The following is a 16,409-nucleotide window of genomic DNA, read 5'->3' as shown; positions in this document are numbered from 1 at the left end:
GCTGCCGATACCGGCGTCCCGGCACGCCCGGGCCACACGGACAGCGATTTCGCCACGGTTGGCTATGAGTACCTTGCGCACGATGGCTCCCTTCTCCGGACGCTCCGGATATCTCGCTCACCCTCACCGGAGCGCGCTTCAGGGATCAACGCCCCTGAGTACAGACCTTGGTCAACTCCCGTGCCGCGCCTGACGGGTGAGCCGGGCCCGGCCGCGATGGACGCTCCGCTCAGGGGTGGCCGAGCCGGAAGCCGACGCCTCGTACGGTGATGACCCAGCTGCTCGCGCCCAGCTTGTTGCGCAGGCTGCTGACGTGCGTGTCGATGGTGCGTCCCGGACGCGACCAGGAGTCGTCCCAGACCTGGGTCATCAACTGCTTGCGCGAGATGACGGTTTCGGGCTGGGAGGCCAGCAGGTGCAGCAGGTCGAACTCCTTGCGGGTGACCTCCACGGACCGGCCGTCGAGCCGGATCTCGCGCGTGCCGGCGTCGATCCTCAGCGGACCGCGCATGATGACCTGTTCGAGCGGCTGCGGCGGCCTGACCCTGCGCATGATCGCTTCCATCCGGGCCATCAGCTCACGGAAGCCGTAGGGCTTGACCATGTAGTCGTCCGCTCCGGCCTGCAGGCCCAGCACCCGGTCGAGTTCGGAGTCGCGCGCGGTGACGGCGATGATCGGGGTTTCGCAAGTGGCCCGGACGCTGCGGCAGACTTCGAGACCGTCGAGGTCGGGCAGATCGAGGTCGAGCAGGATCAGGTCGGCGCTCCGGTGCACCTGCAGCGCCTTGGCGCCGGTCGCGACGCTTTCGGCCTGGTAGCCGTGGCGGCGCAGCCCGAGCACCAAGGAGTCGGCGGCTCGGGCCTCGTTCTCCACCACGAGGATCCGCAGTGCCTCCCGACGGGGACGGGCGGCGGGTTCCGCCGCTGGTCCGTAGGGGTCCTGCCCCGCCAGGGACTCCGGGTCGCGGTGTCCCGATATCCGCGGAGCCAGCAGGTCTGTCGGCTGCCCATCCATTCGTCTCTCCCCCATGTCAGCGCACCGGGCGCATCCTAAGTAGACGTTCGACAAGAGAATACAAACCGCGTTGGCGGTTTGTCAAAGATTCCCAGGCCCCACCCCCCGGTTTCCGGGGGGCATCGGTCGCACTGCTGTCCGAATTGAAACGGTTGGCCACATTTCCTGAGACCCTTGTGCGATCCTTCATGCAAACATGACCCTCGCTTGGTCGACCTGGCGTTCCGTCAAGCGGAATGATCAGTACTCGGCCATTCGGGAGCGACGGTGCCCAACTGGTAGAGATCAAACCGGCATGCTGGTTTGATACATCCGTGAGGTACACGTTCGCGACGGGAGTCATGCAGTGAGCAAACAGGAGCGGGCCGCCCGTACCCGCAACGCGCTGATCCACTCGGCGGCCGATCTCTTCGAGCGGCACGGCTATGTCAAGGCCAGCCTGGACGAGATCAGTTCGGGTGCCGGTGTGAGCCGCGGCGCCCTGCACTTCCACTTCGCGAACAAGGCCGCCGTGGCCGACGCCGTCGAGACGGCCGCCGCCCGCTCGCTGCGCCTGGCGGCGGACGATGCGGGGGCGGCGCACGTGAACGCCTTGCAGGCCCTGGTCGACCTCTCGCACGCGCTGGCGCGCCTGCTGCACAAGGAGGTGGTGGTGCGCGCGGGCTTCCGGCTCAACTGTGAGACGGGGCTGCACACGGAGCTCAGCCTCCGTCGGCAGTGGCAGCGGTGCGTGCAGAGGCTCGTGGCCCAGGCCGCGCGCGAGAAGGTGCTCGCGGCGGGGGTGTCGCAGGAGCGGTTCGTCGCCACCGTGGTGGCCGCGACCACCGGCTTCGAGGTGCTGAGCAGGAGCGACAGGGAGTGGCTGTCCCACTACGCGCTCGCCGGGTTCTGGCAGCTCCTGCTGCCGGCGGTGGCCTCGCCGCGCGTGCTGGGAGGGCTCGATCCGAGCGGTACGGGCTCGGTGTACGACGGCGCCTCGGGTGTTCCCGGGCAGTTCGCGCCCGTCAGGGACACCCGGCCCCACTGACGTACGTGAGGACTTGATGCCTTCAGGGGCTGGGCGGGCGAGATGCCCCCGCAGATGCTGCCCGAGCTAAACCGGTCAACCGGTTTAGCTCGGGCAGTTTGTCTGTGTATAGGCAGGCTGATGGAGGGTGATCCTGGCGCTTCAGGAGTGCGAGTGCTTGACAAACGGGCAGACCGGTTTGTTATTTTTCGTACCTGCCCTACTTCAACCTCAGCCCTCGGAGACCTCCGTCGGCATACTCGAGCGAGGCTGATCATGGAGATACGACCTCTTCCGGCCGGCCGGCCCGGGATCGCCATGCTGGAATCCTTTGTGGGACAGGGGTTCGCGGCCGCCCTGCAGGACGGCCTCAGCCGGTCCGTCTCGCCGTACGCCTCCGCGCCCCGCAGCGGATCCGGCCGACGCTTCGGTCCGCTGGAGCGTCACGACCGCACCCAACAGCACTCCGACAGTGCGGAGTTACCCCAGGGCGTGCTGCTGCCCCACGAGGCCGGCGCGATCCTCCGCCTCTTCGAGCAGCGGCTGCACTCGGCGCTCCAGTCCGACCGCGAGCTCGAACTGGACACCCTCGCGGTACGGGCAGCGCTGACCGCCTGCGCGCACCGGATCCTCGACGACGCCGGGGTGGAGACCGACGGGGCGGCCGCCGAACCCGCACCACACAGTCCCGCCCTGCCGGCCCTGACCCCGGAACTGACCGCCGCGGCGGGCAGCCTGCTGACCGAGTGCGCCCTGCTGCACGTCATGGCCGGCACGCACTCCACCCAGGCCGTCGCCCGCGCGATCTCGCTGATCCAGCCGATCGGCCGGGCCGTCCGCAGGCAGAGCATCGCCCGGCCCGTTACGGCCGACGCGCACCGCGACCTGTGGCACGAACGGCGCAGGCTGGCCCGGGAGATACATGACGGGCTCGGCACCAACCTCTCCGTCGCGCTCCGCCGCCTGGAGCTCCGGGCCGAGCACGACGAGGACCCCGACGGACATCTCGCCGCCGCCGGAACCTGCCTGCGCTCGGCCCTTGGCCATGCGCGCGACCTGGTCACCGGCCTGCGCGAGGAGACCGTGGTGCCACCCCTCCGGGAGGCGGTCGAATCCTTCGCCGCGCAGGCGGCGCCCGACTCGGTCAGCGTCACCTTCTCCGCGACCGGCGCCGAGCGCCAGGTGCCGGACTCCTCCCGGCACCAGATCTTCCTGGCCGTACGTGAATGCCTGCGCAACTGCTTCGAGCACGCGGCGGCCGACCGGGTCACGGTGACCAGCCGCGTCACACGCCGCTGGGCTCACGTCCGCGTGAAGGACGACGGCGTCGGTTTCGACGCCTGCGGCACCGGCCCGGACGCGCGTGACGGCAACGGACTGCGCTGCATGGCGGACCGCATCGCCGAGATCGGCGGGCGCGTCACGATCGACAGCAGGCCCGGAGAGGGCACCAGCGTCGACATCCACCTTCCTCTCCAGGCGCGGCCGTAGGGTCTGCCGTCAGGGCGAGCGGCGCAGGGCGCTGAGCGTCCGCAGCACGTCGGCGTGGTGGTAGTAGGTACGGCCCTGCTTGCTGTGGCGGCGCCATTTCTGCTGGCTCGCGTGGCGGTAGACCGTGCCCGACGGGATGCTCCACAGCCGGGCGACATCGGCCGCGGTGAACCAGGTCACCGGCTGCGCCTCGGGCTCGCCCGTCTCATGCCGGTCGGCCCGGATCCCGCCGGTGTCCTCGCCGGGCGCGGTCAGAGCCGCACGCGCACCGAGCCGACGGCTCAACTGGAGCCACTGGTGACCGAGCCAGTGGTGCTCGGGGGAGGCGTCACAGCTGATCTCGGCCGGCACCGCCGGACGGTCCGGGCGGACCACGGCGGTGAGGCCGCCGGGGCAGCCGTGCTCCACGCAGTCGCCGATGGTCACGCGCCGCTGCGGACCCGGGTCGATCACCCGCCAGGCGCCGCGCGCCAACCGGGCGACCTCCTGGGAGAGCTCGCCGGCCGCCTCATGGGTGACGAGCCAGTCGGCGTGCCGCCGCAGGAACGCGGTGAGCAGCGGGACCGTGCGCCGCGGCCCGGGAACGCGGCGCTGTTCGGCGACCACGGCGGCCCAGGAGGAGAGCACCGCCAGAATGGATGAACGGACCTCCAGCGCGGCGGTGTTGAGCGGCATGCCCGGCAGCGCGCCGCCGGAGGTCTTCTCCCGCACACCGTTCGAGCTGCCGTCGATCCGCCGCGCGCACTCCTCGTACAGGGCGGGCAGCCGGCCGAGCACCTGGACGAGGCGCTCCCGGCAGGTCAGGCACAGCCGGGTGCCGGTGACAGCGAGGCGTCTGGCCTGCCCCGCGGACTCCCGGCGCCGGCATTCCGCGCCCGTGCACACCGTGGTCCCCCTGGCTGTTCGGATCGTTCCGTGGATCACCGTAGCCCCCCACTCGTCATTGTCTGCAGGAATGTCAACGTAATTCCTGTATTCAGTACCGGACAAGCATCAGAGGGCAATCTGTGGAATCTCTGACATGCATTTCAAGGTTCTCTCGCATGGCTTGGGGAAGCTGACGTCGGCCGTCCCCGACGAGTGGAGTTTGCATACCCCTGTAGCTCTTCTGACCAGCTGATTCCCGTCATGTAGCTGCATGACGGAACATCACGGAGACCTGAACAGGCAGGCCTTGTGATTCCTTTCCGAAGCGAAGAAGCTCATTACTAGCTTCCGCAGTTCTGTCTTGAGACGCGAGTGCTTCCGCATTCGTGCGACCGGGGAAGCGTGAATGCGTGAACCCCTGAAGGAAACCCCGAGATGGCCAAGGAGAGGTACATGGACGCAGCAGTGATTGTCGTGGGCGCGGGCCCCGCCGGAATGATGCTGGCGGGCGAACTGCGGCTCGCGGGAGTCGATGTCGTCGTCCTGGAGCGCCTCGCGCAGCGCACCGGGGAATCGCGGGGGCTCGGCTTCACCGCCCGCACCATGGAGGTCTTCGACCAGCGGGGCATCCTGCCGCGCTTCGGCGAGGTCGAGACCAGCAACCAGGGGCACTTCGGCGGTCTGCCGATCGACTTCGGAGTCCTCGAAGGCGCCCTGCAGGCGGCCAAGACGGTCCCGCAGTCCGTCACCGAGACCCACCTCGAGCAGTGGGCCGGCAGCCTCGGCGCCGACATCCGCCGCAGTCACGAGGTGCTCTCGCTGACCGACGACGGCGACGGCGTCACCGTCGAGGTGCGCGGACCCGAGGGCGAACACACCCTGCGCGCCGCCTACCTGGTGGGCTGCGACGGCGGACGCAGCCTGGTGCGCAAGGCCGCCGGCTTCGACTTCCCCGGCACCCCCGCCACGATGGAGATGTACCTCGCCGACATCAAGGGCATCGATCTCGCGCCCCGCATGATCGGCGAGACACTGCCCGGCGGCATGGTCATGGTCGGTCCGCTGCCCGGCGGCATCACCCGCATCATCGTCTGCGAGCGCGGCACCCCGCCGCGGCGCCGCGAGACCCCGCCCTCCTTCGACGAGGTCGCCGACGCCTGGAAGCGGCTCACCGGAGACGACATCTCGCACGCCGAGCCCGTCTGGGTCAGCGCCTTCGGCAACGCCACCCGCCAGGTCACCGAGTACCGGCGCGGCCGCGTCATCCTGGCAGGCGACTCCGCGCACATCCACCTGCCCGCCGGCGGGCAGGGCATGAACACCAGCATCCAGGACGCGGTGAACCTCGGCTGGAAGCTCGCCGCCGTGGTCAACGGCACCGCGTCGCAGGACCTGCTGGACACCTACCACAGCGAGCGCCACGCGGTCGGCAAGCGGCTCCTGATGAACACCCAGGCCCAGGGCCTGCTCTTCCTCAGCGGACCCGAAGTGCAGCCCCTGCGCGACGTACTGGGCGAGCTCATCAAGTACGAGGAGGTCGCCAAGCACCTCGCCGCCATGGTGAGCGGCCTGGAGATCACGTACGACGTCGGCACCGGCAGCCACCCGCTGCTCGGCAAGCGCATGCCCCACCTGGAGCTGCAGACCGCCTCGGGCCGCACGACCTCCAGCACCGAACTGCTCCACTCCGCCCGCGGTGTGCTGCTCGACCTCACGGACAACCCCCGCCTTCGCGCACGGGCCGGGGCCTGGTCCGACCGTCTCGACATCGTCACCGCCACCCCGGGCGCCGGCTCCGCAGCCGCCGAACTCGAAGGCACCACGGCCGTGCTCATACGCCCCGACGGCTACGTCGCCTGGGCCGCCCCCGGCAGCCACCACGACCTGCCGATGGCCGTCGAGCGCTGGTTCGGCAAGCCGTCGGCCGCCTGAACACCGCCGCGCATCCGCTCAGACCAGCACGTCACAGGGAGGAACACCGAATGGCTACGCCGCAGGCAACGATCGCGCGGGTCCAGGCCGGTCCGGCGGAGGAGCGCCAGGCCGTCGTACGGGCGGCGCGCACCGTCTTCGCCCGGGAAGGCTGGACACACACCACCATCGAGGCCGTCGCCGTCGAGGCCGGCCTCGAACAGGCCATGGTCGAGCACTACTTCAAGGACAAGGAGCAGCTGCTGCTCTCCGTCCTGCTGGACAGCGCCGCCTCCGTCGCCGCAGCGCTGACGGTCGTCGCCGAGGAGCACCTCGGCCAGGTCACCGACCTGGAGCGGGACCTCACCACCCTGGGCCGCGCCTGGCTGACCCCGCTGACCACCTACCCCGAGCACTTCGCCATCGTGCGGCACCTCAGCGCCGAGGTGGACCGGCTGCCGGCCGGGGTGCTGGAGATGTGGCAGACCGCCGGACCTCGCCAGGCCCAGCGTGAACTGGCCCGCCGACTGGCGCTCGTCGCCGTCGAGGGACTCCTCGACATCGCCGACGCCGACCACGCCGCCGGCCGCTTCATCCAGCTGGTCGCCGGTCAGGTCGTGCAGCGGTCGTTCCACGGCGCGCTGCCGCTCGCGGACTTCGAAACCGACGCGCTGATCGCCGACGGGGTGGCGGACTTCGTTCGCCTGTTCAGCCCCGCACGCGTCCTCTGAACGGCGAACAGCCGCCCACCCACGGAAGAGAGAAGACATGCACAGCACCCTGATCGTGGCCCGGATGGACGTGGAGTCCAGTGTCGAGGTCGCCAAGCTCTTCGGCGAGTTCGACCGGACCGAGATGCCGCACCGCATGGGCACCCGGCGCCGCCAGCTGTTCTCGTACAAGGGCCTGTACTTCCACCTGCAGGACTTCGACGGCGAGAACGGCGGCGAGCTGATCGAGGACGCCAAGACCGACCCGAGGTTCGTCCAGATCAGCCAGGACCTCAAGCCGTTCATCGAGGCCTACGACCCGGCGACCTGGCGGTCCCCGGCCGATGCCATGGCCACCCGCTTCTACAACTGGACGGCGGCTCAGTGATGCCGGTCCGCGCCAACACGAGGGGAGGCCACCGCTAGTGGGCCGCCGGGTAGTAATCACAGGACTGGGAGTGCTCGCGCCGGGCGGTATCGGCGCCAAGAACTTCTGGAGCCTGCTCAGCGAAGGACGCACAGCGACCCGGGGGATCACCTTCTTCGACCCCTCCTCCTTCCGCTCCAGGGTCGCGGCCGAGGCCGATTTCGACCCCGCGCTGCACGGACTGACCCCGCAGGACATCCGCCGCATGGACCGCGCCGCCCAGTTCGCCGTGGTCACCGCGCGTGAGGCGCTCGCGGACTCCGGTCTCGACCTCGCGGGATTCGACCCGCACCGCACCGGTGTCACCATCGGCAGCGCGGTCGGCGCGACCACCGGGCTCGACGACGAGTACCGCGTGGTCAGCAACGACGGCCGCCTCGACCTGGTCGACCACACCTACGCGCCGCCGCACCTGTACAACCACTTCGTGCCGAGCTCCTTCGCCGCCGAAGTGGCCTGGGCCGTCGGCGCCGAGGGCCCGGCCACCGTGGTCTCCACCGGCTGCACGTCCGGTCTCGACTCGGTCGGCCACGCCGTCGAGCTGATCCGCGAGGGCACCGCCGACGTCATGATCACCGGCGCGACGGACGCCCCGATCTCACCGATCACGATGGCGTGCTTCGACGCGATCAAGGCCACCACGCCGCGCAACGACGACCCAGAGCACGCATCGCGGCCCTTCGACGGCACCCGCAACGGCTTCGTCCTCGGCGAGGGCAGCGCCGTCTTCGTCCTCGAGGAGCTCGAGAGCGCGAAGAAGCGCGGAGCGCACATCTACGCAGAGATCGCCGGCTACGCCTCGCGCTGCAACGCCTTCCACATGACCGGCCTGCGCCCCGACGGCCGGGAGATGTCCGAGGCCATCGACGTGGCCCTCGCCGAGGCGCGGATGAACCCGGACCGGATCGACTACATCAACGCCCACGGCTCCGGCACCAAGCAGAACGACCGGCACGAGACCGCCGCGTTCAAGCTGAGCCTCGGCGAGCACGCGTACCGCACGCCGGTGAGCTCCATCAAGTCGATGGTGGGTCACTCGCTCGGCGCGATCGGCTCGATCGAGATCGCCGCCTCCGTACTGGCGATGGAGAACCACGTGGTGCCGCCCACCGCGAACCTGCACACCCCCGACCCCGAGTGCGACCTCGACTACGTCCCGCTCACCGCGCGTGAGCACCGCACCGACGCGGTGCTGACGGTCGGCAGCGGCTTCGGCGGTTTCCAGAGCGCGATGGTGCTGGCCCGTCCCGAGAGGAGCCAGGCGTGAGCGCCAAGACGATCATCACCGGCATCGGTGTCGCCACCCCCAACGGGCTCGGCGTGGACGACTTCTGGGCCGCGACCCGGGTCGGCAAGAACGCCATCGACCGGATCACCCGCTTCGACGCCTCGTCCTACCCCTCGCAACTGGCGGGCGAGATCAGGGGGTTCGAGGCCAAGGACCACCTGCCCAGCAGGCTGATCCCGCAGACCGACCGGATGACCCGGCTCGCCCTCGTCGCGGCCGACTGCGCCTTCGAGGACGCGGGCGTCAAGCCGGGCGACATCCCCGAGTTCGACATGGGCGTCGTCACCGCGTCCACGTCGGGCGGCTTCGAGTTCGGCCAGAACGAGCTGCAGAAGCTGTGGAGCCAGGGCAGCCAGTACGTCAGCGCGTACCAGTCCTTCGCCTGGTTCTACGCCGTCAACAGCGGCCAGATCTCGATCCGCAACGGGATGCGCGGCCCCAGCGGTGTCGTCGTCAGCGACCACGCCGGCGGCCTCGACGCGATCGCCCAGGCGCGCCGGCAGATCCGCAAGGGCAGCAAGCTGATCTTCTCCGGCGGCTTCGACGCGTCGATCTGCCCCTGGGGCTGGGTCGCGCAGATCGCCGGCGGCCGGCTGTCGACCAGCGACCACCCGGAGCGCGCCTACCTGCCCTTCGACGCGGCGGCGAGCGGCTATGTGCCGGGCGAGGGCGGCGCGCTGCTCATCCTCGAGGACCGGCAGTCGGCCCTCGAGCGCGACGCCGAGAACGTCTACGGCGAGGTCGCCGGCTACGGGTCCACCTTCGACCCGAAGCCCGGCAGCGGCCGTGAGCCCGGGCTGCGCCGCGCCATCGAGGTGGCACTCGCCGATGCGGGCGTCGAGGCCGGCCAGGTCGACGTGGTCTTCGCCGACGCCGCCGGCACCCCGCGGCTCGACCGCGAGGAAGCCGACGCCATCACCGCGGTGTTCGGTCCCGGCGGTGTCCCCGTCACCGCGCCCAAGACGATGATCGGCCGCCTCTACTCCGGCGCGGGCCCGGTCGACGTCGTCTCCGCGGTCCTGGCGATCCGCGAGGGCCTGATCCCGCCGACCACCAACGTGGTGCTGTCGCCCGACTACGACATCGACCTGGTGACCGGCCAGCCGCGCACCGCCTCGGTGCGTACCGCGCTGGTGCTCGCCCGGGGCTACGGCGGCTTCAACTCCGCCGTGGTCGTCCGCGCCGTCGACTAGCTCTCCGTCGACCGGCTCTCCGGCGATCAGAACTCCGTCGACTAGCTCTCCGTCGACTAGCTCTCCGTCGACCGGCTCTCCGTCGACCGGCTCTCCGGCGATCAGAACTCCGTCGACTAGCTCTCCGTCGACCGGCTCTCCGGCGACCAGAACTCCGTCGACCAGCTCTCCGGCGACCAGAACTCCGCCGCCGTCCCTCTCCCTCCGGGGGAGCGGCGGCGGGCGCTCCACCGCACCCCCTCCTTCCCCCACAGGGGCGGCGGGTGCGCCACCCGATCCCGCGCCCGTCCATCTGGCGCGGCAACCGATGAAGGGACCCCCATGTCGAAGCAGGAATTCACCATCGAGGACCTCAAGCGCATCCTCCTGGAGGGCGCCGGCGCCGACGAGGGCGTCGACCTCGACGGCGACATCCTCGACGCCGACTTCGAGGAGCTGGGCTACGAGTCCCTCGCGCTCCTGGAGACCGGCGGCCGCATCGAGCGCGAGTACGGCATCTCCCTCGACGACGAGATATTCACCGAGAACCGCACCCCGCGGTCCCTCGTAGTGGCGATCAACGCCTACCTCGGGGAGCTCGCGTCCGCCGCGTAGCGCACCGCCGGGCCCCCACACCCCCTGGTGGCACCGCCGCGCCGTAGCGCGGCGCGGCGGTGCCCCAAGCCATCGAGTCCCCCCTTTCCCTTGGAGAAGAGAGTCATGTCGCAGCAGGACAAGCGGGTCGCCCTCGTCACCGGCGCCACCAGCGGAATCGGGCTCGCCGTCGCCCGTCTCCTGGCCACCCAGAACCACCGGGTGTTCATCGGCGCACGCAGTGCCGAGAACGTCGCCGAGACCGTCAAGCAGCTCCAGAGCGAGGGCCTCGACGTCGACGGCACCACCCTGGACGTCCGCTCCACGGCCGACGCCCGTGCCTTCGTCCAGGCCGCCGTCGACCGCTTCGGCACCGTCGACGTGCTGGTCAACAACGCCGGACGCAGCGGTGGCGGCGTCACCGCGGACATCGACGACGACCTGTGGAACGACGTCATCGACACCAACCTCAACAGCGTCTTCCGGCTGACCCGCGAGGTGCTCACCACCGGCGGTCTGCGCGACAAGGACCGCGGTCGCATCATCAACATCGCCTCCACCGCCGGCAAGCAGGGCGTCGTGCTCGGCGCCCCCTACTCGGCCTCCAAGCACGGCGTCGTCGGCTTCACCAAGGCCCTCGGCAACGAGCTGGCCCCGACCGGCATCACCGTCAACGCGGTCTGCCCCGGCTACGTCGAGACGCCCATGGCCCAGCGTGTCCGCCAGGGCTACGCGGCCGCGTACGACGCCACCGAGGAAGCCATCCTCGAGAAGTTCCAGTCGAAGATCCCGCTGGGCCGCTACTCCACGCCCGAGGAGGTCGCCGGCCTGGTGGGCTACCTGGCCTCCGACACCGCCGCCTCCATCACCTCGCAGGCGCTCAACGTCTGCGGCGGCCTCGGCAACTTCTGAGCCGACCGTCCGCGCGGGCAGCCCGTCGATCGGGCCGCCCCGATTCGTATCCGATCTTTGAACCGAGGAGCATGAGCATGTCGCAGCCCGGCCTGCGCGAGGTGGAGCACGAGATCACGGTCTCGGCCCCGGCCGCCGCCGTCTACCGCCTGATCGCCGAGGTGCAGAACTGGCCCCGGATCTTCCCGCCGACCATCTACGTCGACCATGTGGAGCAGGGCGAGGGTGAGGAGCGCATCCGGATCTGGGCCACCGCCAACGGCGAGGCCAAGAACTGGACCTCGCGCCGAACCCTGGACGCGGAGCAGCTGCGGATCACCTTCCGCCAGGAGGTCTCCGCGCCCCCGATCGCCTCGATGGGCGGCACCTGGATCATTGAGTCCCTCTCCGCGGACGAGTCCCGCGTCCGGCTCCTGCACGACTACCGGGCCATCGACGACGACGCCGAGAGCCTCGCCTGGATCGACGAGGCCGTCGACCGCAACTCGCGCTCGGAGCTCGCCGCGCTGAAGCAGAACGTCGAGGCGGCGCACGCGGCCGAGGACCTGACGTTCTCCTTCGAGGACACCGTCCAGATCAACGGCTCGGCCAAGGACGTCTTCGACTTCGTCAACGAGGCGGGGGAGTGGCCCGAGCGGCTGCCGCACGTCGCCACCGTCCGCTTCTCGGAGCCCTCCCCGGGCCTGCAGGAGCTCGAGATGGACACCCGCGCCAAGGACGGCTCGGTGCACACCACCAAGTCGTACCGGGTGACCTTCCCGCACGACAAGATCGCCTACAAGCAGGTGACCCTGCCGGCGCTGATGACGCTGCACACCGGCTACTGGACGTTCGCCCCGAACGACCAGGGCGTGGCCGCCTCGTCCCAGCACACGGTGACCATCAACACCGAGAACATCACCAGGATCCTCGGTGCCGACGCGACCGTCGAGGACGCCAAGAAGTACGTCCAGAGCGCCCTGAGCACCAACAGCCGCGCCACCCTGGGCCACGCCAAGGACTACGCCGAGCGCAAGGCGGCATGACCATGGCCGGGGACTGCACCGAAACCCAGGTGATCGTGGTCGGGGCGGGCCCGGTCGGGCTCTTCCTCGCGGGCGAGCTGCGGCTCGCCGGCGCGGACGTGGTGGTCCTCGAGCAGCTCACCGCGCCGACCACCGAGTCGCGCGCGTCCACCCTGCACGCCCGCACCATGGAGATCCTCGACGCCCGCGGCCTGCTCGCCCCGCTCGGTGACGTACCGAACGAGCCGAAGGGCCACTTCGGGGGGATCCCGCTCGACCTCACGCTTCCCAGCCCCTACCCGGGCCAGTGGAAGGTCCCGCAGACCCGCATCGAGGAGCTGCTGGGACAGTGGGCGAAGGACCTCGGCGCGGACATCCGGCGCGGTCACGAGGTGACCGGGCTGACCGTGACCGAGGACCACGCCGAAGCCGAGGTGCGCACGGCCGGGGGAACGACGGAGTTCTTCCGGGCCGCGTTCGTCGTCGGCTGCGACGGGGAGAACAGCGCCGTGCGCCGGCTGGGAGGCTTCGACTTCCCCGGCGCCGACGCGGAACGCGAACTGCTGCGCGCCGACGTGGCGGGCATCGACATCCGCAACCGCCGCTTCGAGCGGCTCGACGGAGGACTCGCCATCGCCGCCCGGCGTCCCGACGGGGTGACCCGGGTGATGGTGCACGAGTTCGGAGCCCGACCACAGGGCACGCAGCCGGGGTTCGCGGACATCGCCGACACCTGGAAGCGCGTCACGGGGGAGGACATCAGCGGCGGCACACCGCTGTGGGTGAACTCCTTCGGTGACGCCTCCCGGCAGGCGGCCACCTACCGCGCCTCCCGGCTCCTCCTGGCGGGCGACGCGGCACACCAGCAGATGCCGATCGGCGGCCAGGCCCTCAACCTCGGGCTGCAGGACGCCGCCAACCTCGGCTGGAAGCTCGCCGCGCAGGTGACCGGGCGCGCCCCGGCCGGCCTGCTCGACAGCTACCACGGCGAACGCCACGCGGTCGGCCAGGAGGTCCTGAGCAACATCAGGACCCAGGCGCTGCTGCTGCTCGGCTCGCAGCAGGTCGACGCCGTCCGGCAGGTCTTCGCCGAGCTGGCCGAGGAGAGCGAGAACGTCCGGGCCCACCTGGCCGGCATGGTCTCCGGCCTCGACATCCGTCACGACATGGGTGCGGGCGACCACCCCCTGCTCGGCGTACGGCTGCCGCACTGGCGGCTCACCACCGACGAGGGGCCGCTCACCAGCACCGAGATCCTGCGCCCCGGGCGCGGCGCCCTGTTCCTGCTGCCCGGCGACCACGCCGGGCGGCAGGAGGTGCGCACCGTCGCCGCCCGCTGGGCCGGTCCGGTGCACACGGTGACCGCCACCTCGCACCCCGAGGCCGTGGCGGGCGCCGACGCCCTGCTGGTCCGCCCCGACGGCTACATCGCCTGGGCCGGCACCGGGGGAGCGGGCCTGGAGCGTGCGATGGACCGCTGGTTCGGCGCGCCGGCGTCCGCGGCGTCGGCCGAGTCCCGGCAGGCCCGGAGGGATCCGGCATCCGCCGGATCCCGGAAGACCCCGGCGACTTCGGTACCGACGAAGTCGTCGGACACAGCAACGGTGAAGAAGTGGAGAACAGATATGGGCAGGCTCACGGGCAAGACCGCGCTCGTCACGGGCTCGAGCCGGGGCATGGGCCGCGCGGCCGCCGTACGCCTCGCGGCGGACGGCGCGCTGGTCGCCGTCCACTACACCTCGCGCAAGGACGCGGCCGACGAGGTCGTCGCCTCGATCGAGAAGGACGGCGGCCGGGCCTTCACGGTCCGTGCCGAGCTCGGCGTCCCCGGTGACGTGCACGAGCTGTTCCTCGGGCTCGAGAGCGGCCTGCGGGAGCGTACCGGCGGCACCGACCTGGACATCCTGGTCAACAACGCCGGTGTGATGGGCGGGGTCAAGCCCGAGGACACCACGCCGGAGAAGTTCGACGAGCTGTTCGCGGTCAACGCCAAGGCGCCGTTCTTCCTCATCCAGCGGGCCCTGAAGAACATGCCCGACGGCGGCCGCATCATCAACATCACCTCCGGCCTGACCCGCTTCGCGAACCCGGACGAGATCGCGTACGCGATGACCAAGGGCGCCGTCGACCAGCTCGCCCTGCACTTCGCGAAGCACCTCGGCTCCCGCAACATCACCGTCAACTCCGTCGCGCCGGGCATCACCCGCAACGACAACCCCATCTTCGGCATCCCCGAAGTGGTGGAGCAGATGGCGAAGATGTCCACCTTCAACCGCGTCGGCGAGCCGGAGGACGTCGCCGACGTGGTGGCCTTCCTCGCCAGTGACGAGGCCCGCTGGATCACCGGCTCCTTCGTCGACGCCACGGGCGGCACGCTGCTCGGTTGAGCAGCCCGTCCCGACAGACCGCCGGCGCGTACTTCCCCCGTCGCGCCGGCCGGGCCGGCCGTGGAACCCCCTCCGCGGCCGGCCCGCCCCCTGACCGAAGACCCTTACTCGACCCCTACGGCGGACGGGACCATGACACGTTCGAGGACACCCCGGGCCCCCGCGCCGGCCGCGGCCGACGGGCGGTGGAGCCCTGCCCTGTGGGGCCTGCTGTTCGTACTCGCCGGAAACATGCTCATCGACGCCCTCGAGGTGTCGGTGGCCCTGGTGGCACTGCCCTCCATCGGCGAGGACCTCGGCCTGGCCACCTCCCAACTCCAGTGGATCGTCTCCGGATTCGCCGTCGGCTTCGGAGCGCTGTTGCTCTTCGGCGGCCGGGTCGTGGCCTTGCTGGGCCGCCGGCCGGTCTATCTGGCCGCGCTGCTCGTCTTCGCCGCGGCATCCCTCGTGAGCGCCCTCGCGGACAGCGCGACGCTGCTCGTGGCCACCCGTTTCGTGAAGGGCTTCTGCGCCGCGCTGACCGCGCCCACCGGGCTCGCGATCATCGCGTCCACCTTCCCCGAGGGCCCGGCGCGCAGCCGCGCGCTCTCGGTCTACACCCTCTTCGGCGCGAGCGGCTTCTCGGTGGGACTGCTCCTGTCCGGGGCGCTCACCGAGGTGAGCTGGCGCTGGACCTTCGCCTTCCCGGCGCCGGTCGCCCTGCTCCTCTTCGTCGCAGGGCTGCGCCTGATCCCCCGGGACAGGCCCGACCCGAAGACCCCGCGGCGGTACGACGCCGCAGGCGCACTCAGCCTCACCGGGGCGATGCTGCTCCTGGTGTACGCGATCGCCTCCGGGCCGGCCGCAGGCTGGAACCACCCCCGCACCATCGGCGCCTTCCTGCTCGCGGCGCTCCTCGCGGTGGCCTTCGTACGCGTGGAACTGCGCACCGAGCAACCGCTGCTGAAGCTGGAGCTGCTCGCCCACGAGCCGCTGGTCCGCTCCGCGCTCGGCGCCGGCGCCCTCAACGGCTCCTATCTGGGGCTGCTCCTGGTGAGCACCCTGCACCTGCAGCAGCAGGCGGGCTTCGGTCCGCTGCGGACCGGGCTCGCCTTCCTGCCGGCCGCCGTACCGCTCGCCCTCACCGCGCTGCACTCCGGGCGGATCGTCACCCGGTTCGGGCCGGCCCGGCTGATCGCGGCGGGAGCCGCGGCCGCACCCCTCGGCTACGCGCTCTACCCGCGCGAGGGCGGCACCGTCCACTACGCCACGGACGTGCTCCCCACCCTGGTGCTCGTCGGCGCCGCGTTCGTCCTCGCCTTCACGGCCTTCCATGTGCAGGCCACCGGGTCGGTTCCGGCTCCGCAGCAGGCGATGGCCGGCGGGCTCTACCAGACCGCCGTCCAGCTGGCGGCGGCGCTCATGACCGTGCTCTGCGCCGCGCTGTACGCGGCGGGCCGGGGGCCGGTCCTCGCGCTGATCACGGCGGTCGGCATCGCCGGCCTGCTCGTCGCGCTCCGCGGCCTCGCGACACGGCGGCTGGGGGACACCGCCGCTCCCCGGGCCCCTTCGGCCGGACCCATGGACGTACCACGCCACCGAGCTCAGGACAGAACATGACAGCGATGCCACAAGCCGGCCGGACA

Annotated in this window: 15 protein-coding genes; 12 read left to right on the top strand and 3 right to left on the bottom strand. The window is 70.9% G+C overall.

Translation table 11 applies throughout. The features are described 5' to 3' along the window. Positions 1–81 (bottom strand): biotin carboxylase N-terminal domain-containing protein (locus tag IE124_RS32820; RefSeq protein ID WP_306432456.1); only part of this gene is annotated, 81 nt, incomplete at its 3' end. Positions 82–229: 148 nt separating this feature from the next. Further along, on the bottom strand, positions 230–1,015 hold the full coding sequence (locus IE124_RS32815) for a response regulator transcription factor (protein WP_189513462.1): 786 nt from the start codon (positions 1,013–1,015) through the stop codon (positions 230–232). 346 nt (positions 1,016–1,361) lie between these two features. Between IE124_RS32815 and IE124_RS32810 the strand changes: the two genes are divergently transcribed. Beyond that, positions 1,362–2,042 (top strand): ScbR family autoregulator-binding transcription factor, encoded by a 681-nt coding sequence (locus IE124_RS32810; protein WP_189513460.1) that lies wholly within the window; start codon positions 1,362–1,364, stop codon positions 2,040–2,042. Positions 2,043–2,339: 297 nt separating this feature from the next. Continuing rightward, positions 2,340–3,512 (top strand): sensor histidine kinase, encoded by a 1,173-nt coding sequence (locus IE124_RS32805; protein ID WP_189513458.1) that lies wholly within the window; start codon positions 2,340–2,342, stop codon positions 3,510–3,512. Positions 3,513–3,521: 9 nt separating this feature from the next. Here IE124_RS32805 and IE124_RS32800 read toward each other — a convergent pair whose 3' ends face one another. Then, on the bottom strand, positions 3,522–4,397 hold the full coding sequence (locus IE124_RS32800) for a helix-turn-helix domain-containing protein (RefSeq protein ID WP_189513472.1): 876 nt from the start codon (positions 4,395–4,397) through the stop codon (positions 3,522–3,524). Between the two features lie 435 nt (positions 4,398–4,832). Between IE124_RS32800 and IE124_RS32795 the strand changes: the two genes are divergently transcribed. The 10 genes from IE124_RS32795 to IE124_RS32750 all read left to right on the top strand — a co-directional run bounded on the left by IE124_RS32795 (position 4,833) and on the right by IE124_RS32750 (position 16,383). Then, positions 4,833–6,311, top strand: coding sequence for an FAD-dependent monooxygenase (locus IE124_RS32795; protein WP_189513456.1), 1,479 nt, complete (start codon positions 4,833–4,835; stop codon positions 6,309–6,311). Positions 6,312–6,361: 50 nt separating this feature from the next. Then, positions 6,362–7,021 (top strand): TetR/AcrR family transcriptional regulator, encoded by a 660-nt coding sequence (locus tag IE124_RS32790; protein WP_189513454.1) that lies wholly within the window; start codon positions 6,362–6,364, stop codon positions 7,019–7,021. 37 nt (positions 7,022–7,058) lie between these two features. Further along, complete coding sequence (locus IE124_RS32785; RefSeq protein WP_150265323.1) at positions 7,059–7,388, top strand: TcmI family type II polyketide cyclase; 330 nt, start codon at positions 7,059–7,061, stop codon at positions 7,386–7,388. Beyond that, a complete protein-coding gene (locus tag IE124_RS32780; protein WP_189513452.1) occupies positions 7,345–8,694 on the top strand; it encodes a beta-ketoacyl-[acyl-carrier-protein] synthase family protein in 1,350 nt (449 codons plus the stop codon). The genes IE124_RS32785 and IE124_RS32780 overlap by 44 nt, the downstream gene beginning before the upstream one ends. Then, on the top strand, positions 8,691–9,908 hold the full coding sequence (locus tag IE124_RS32775) for a ketosynthase chain-length factor (protein WP_189513450.1): 1,218 nt from the start codon (positions 8,691–8,693) through the stop codon (positions 9,906–9,908). Before IE124_RS32780 ends, IE124_RS32775 begins: the two co-directional genes overlap by 4 nt. A gap of 321 nt (positions 9,909–10,229) precedes the next feature. Beyond that, positions 10,230–10,502, top strand: a complete 273-nt coding sequence (locus IE124_RS32770) for an acyl carrier protein (RefSeq protein ID WP_189513448.1) — start codon at positions 10,230–10,232, stop codon at positions 10,500–10,502. Positions 10,503–10,607: 105 nt separating this feature from the next. Continuing rightward, a complete protein-coding gene (gene fabG / locus IE124_RS32765; protein ID WP_189513446.1) occupies positions 10,608–11,393 on the top strand; it encodes a 3-oxoacyl-ACP reductase FabG in 786 nt (261 codons plus the stop codon). A 77-nt stretch (positions 11,394–11,470) separates the two neighbouring features. Beyond that, positions 11,471–12,418: an aromatase/cyclase gene (locus IE124_RS32760; RefSeq protein ID WP_189513443.1), complete on the top strand. Its 948-nt coding sequence runs from the start codon at positions 11,471–11,473 to the stop codon at positions 12,416–12,418. Positions 12,419–12,420: 2 nt separating this feature from the next. Next, positions 12,421–14,784: an SDR family oxidoreductase gene (locus IE124_RS32755; protein ID WP_189513470.1), complete on the top strand. Its 2,364-nt coding sequence runs from the start codon at positions 12,421–12,423 to the stop codon at positions 14,782–14,784. Positions 14,785–14,916: 132 nt separating this feature from the next. Continuing rightward, positions 14,917–16,383, top strand: coding sequence for an MFS transporter (locus tag IE124_RS32750; RefSeq protein ID WP_189513441.1), 1,467 nt, complete (start codon positions 14,917–14,919; stop codon positions 16,381–16,383). The last annotated feature ends 26 nt before the right edge of the window (positions 16,384–16,409 follow it).

It is taken from the genome of Streptomyces narbonensis, assembly GCF_014649015.1.
In the GTDB taxonomy this organism is placed as follows: domain Bacteria; phylum Actinomycetota; class Actinomycetes; order Streptomycetales; family Streptomycetaceae; genus Streptomyces; species Streptomyces narbonensis.
This window is presented reverse-complemented; position numbering and strand designations above follow the sequence as displayed.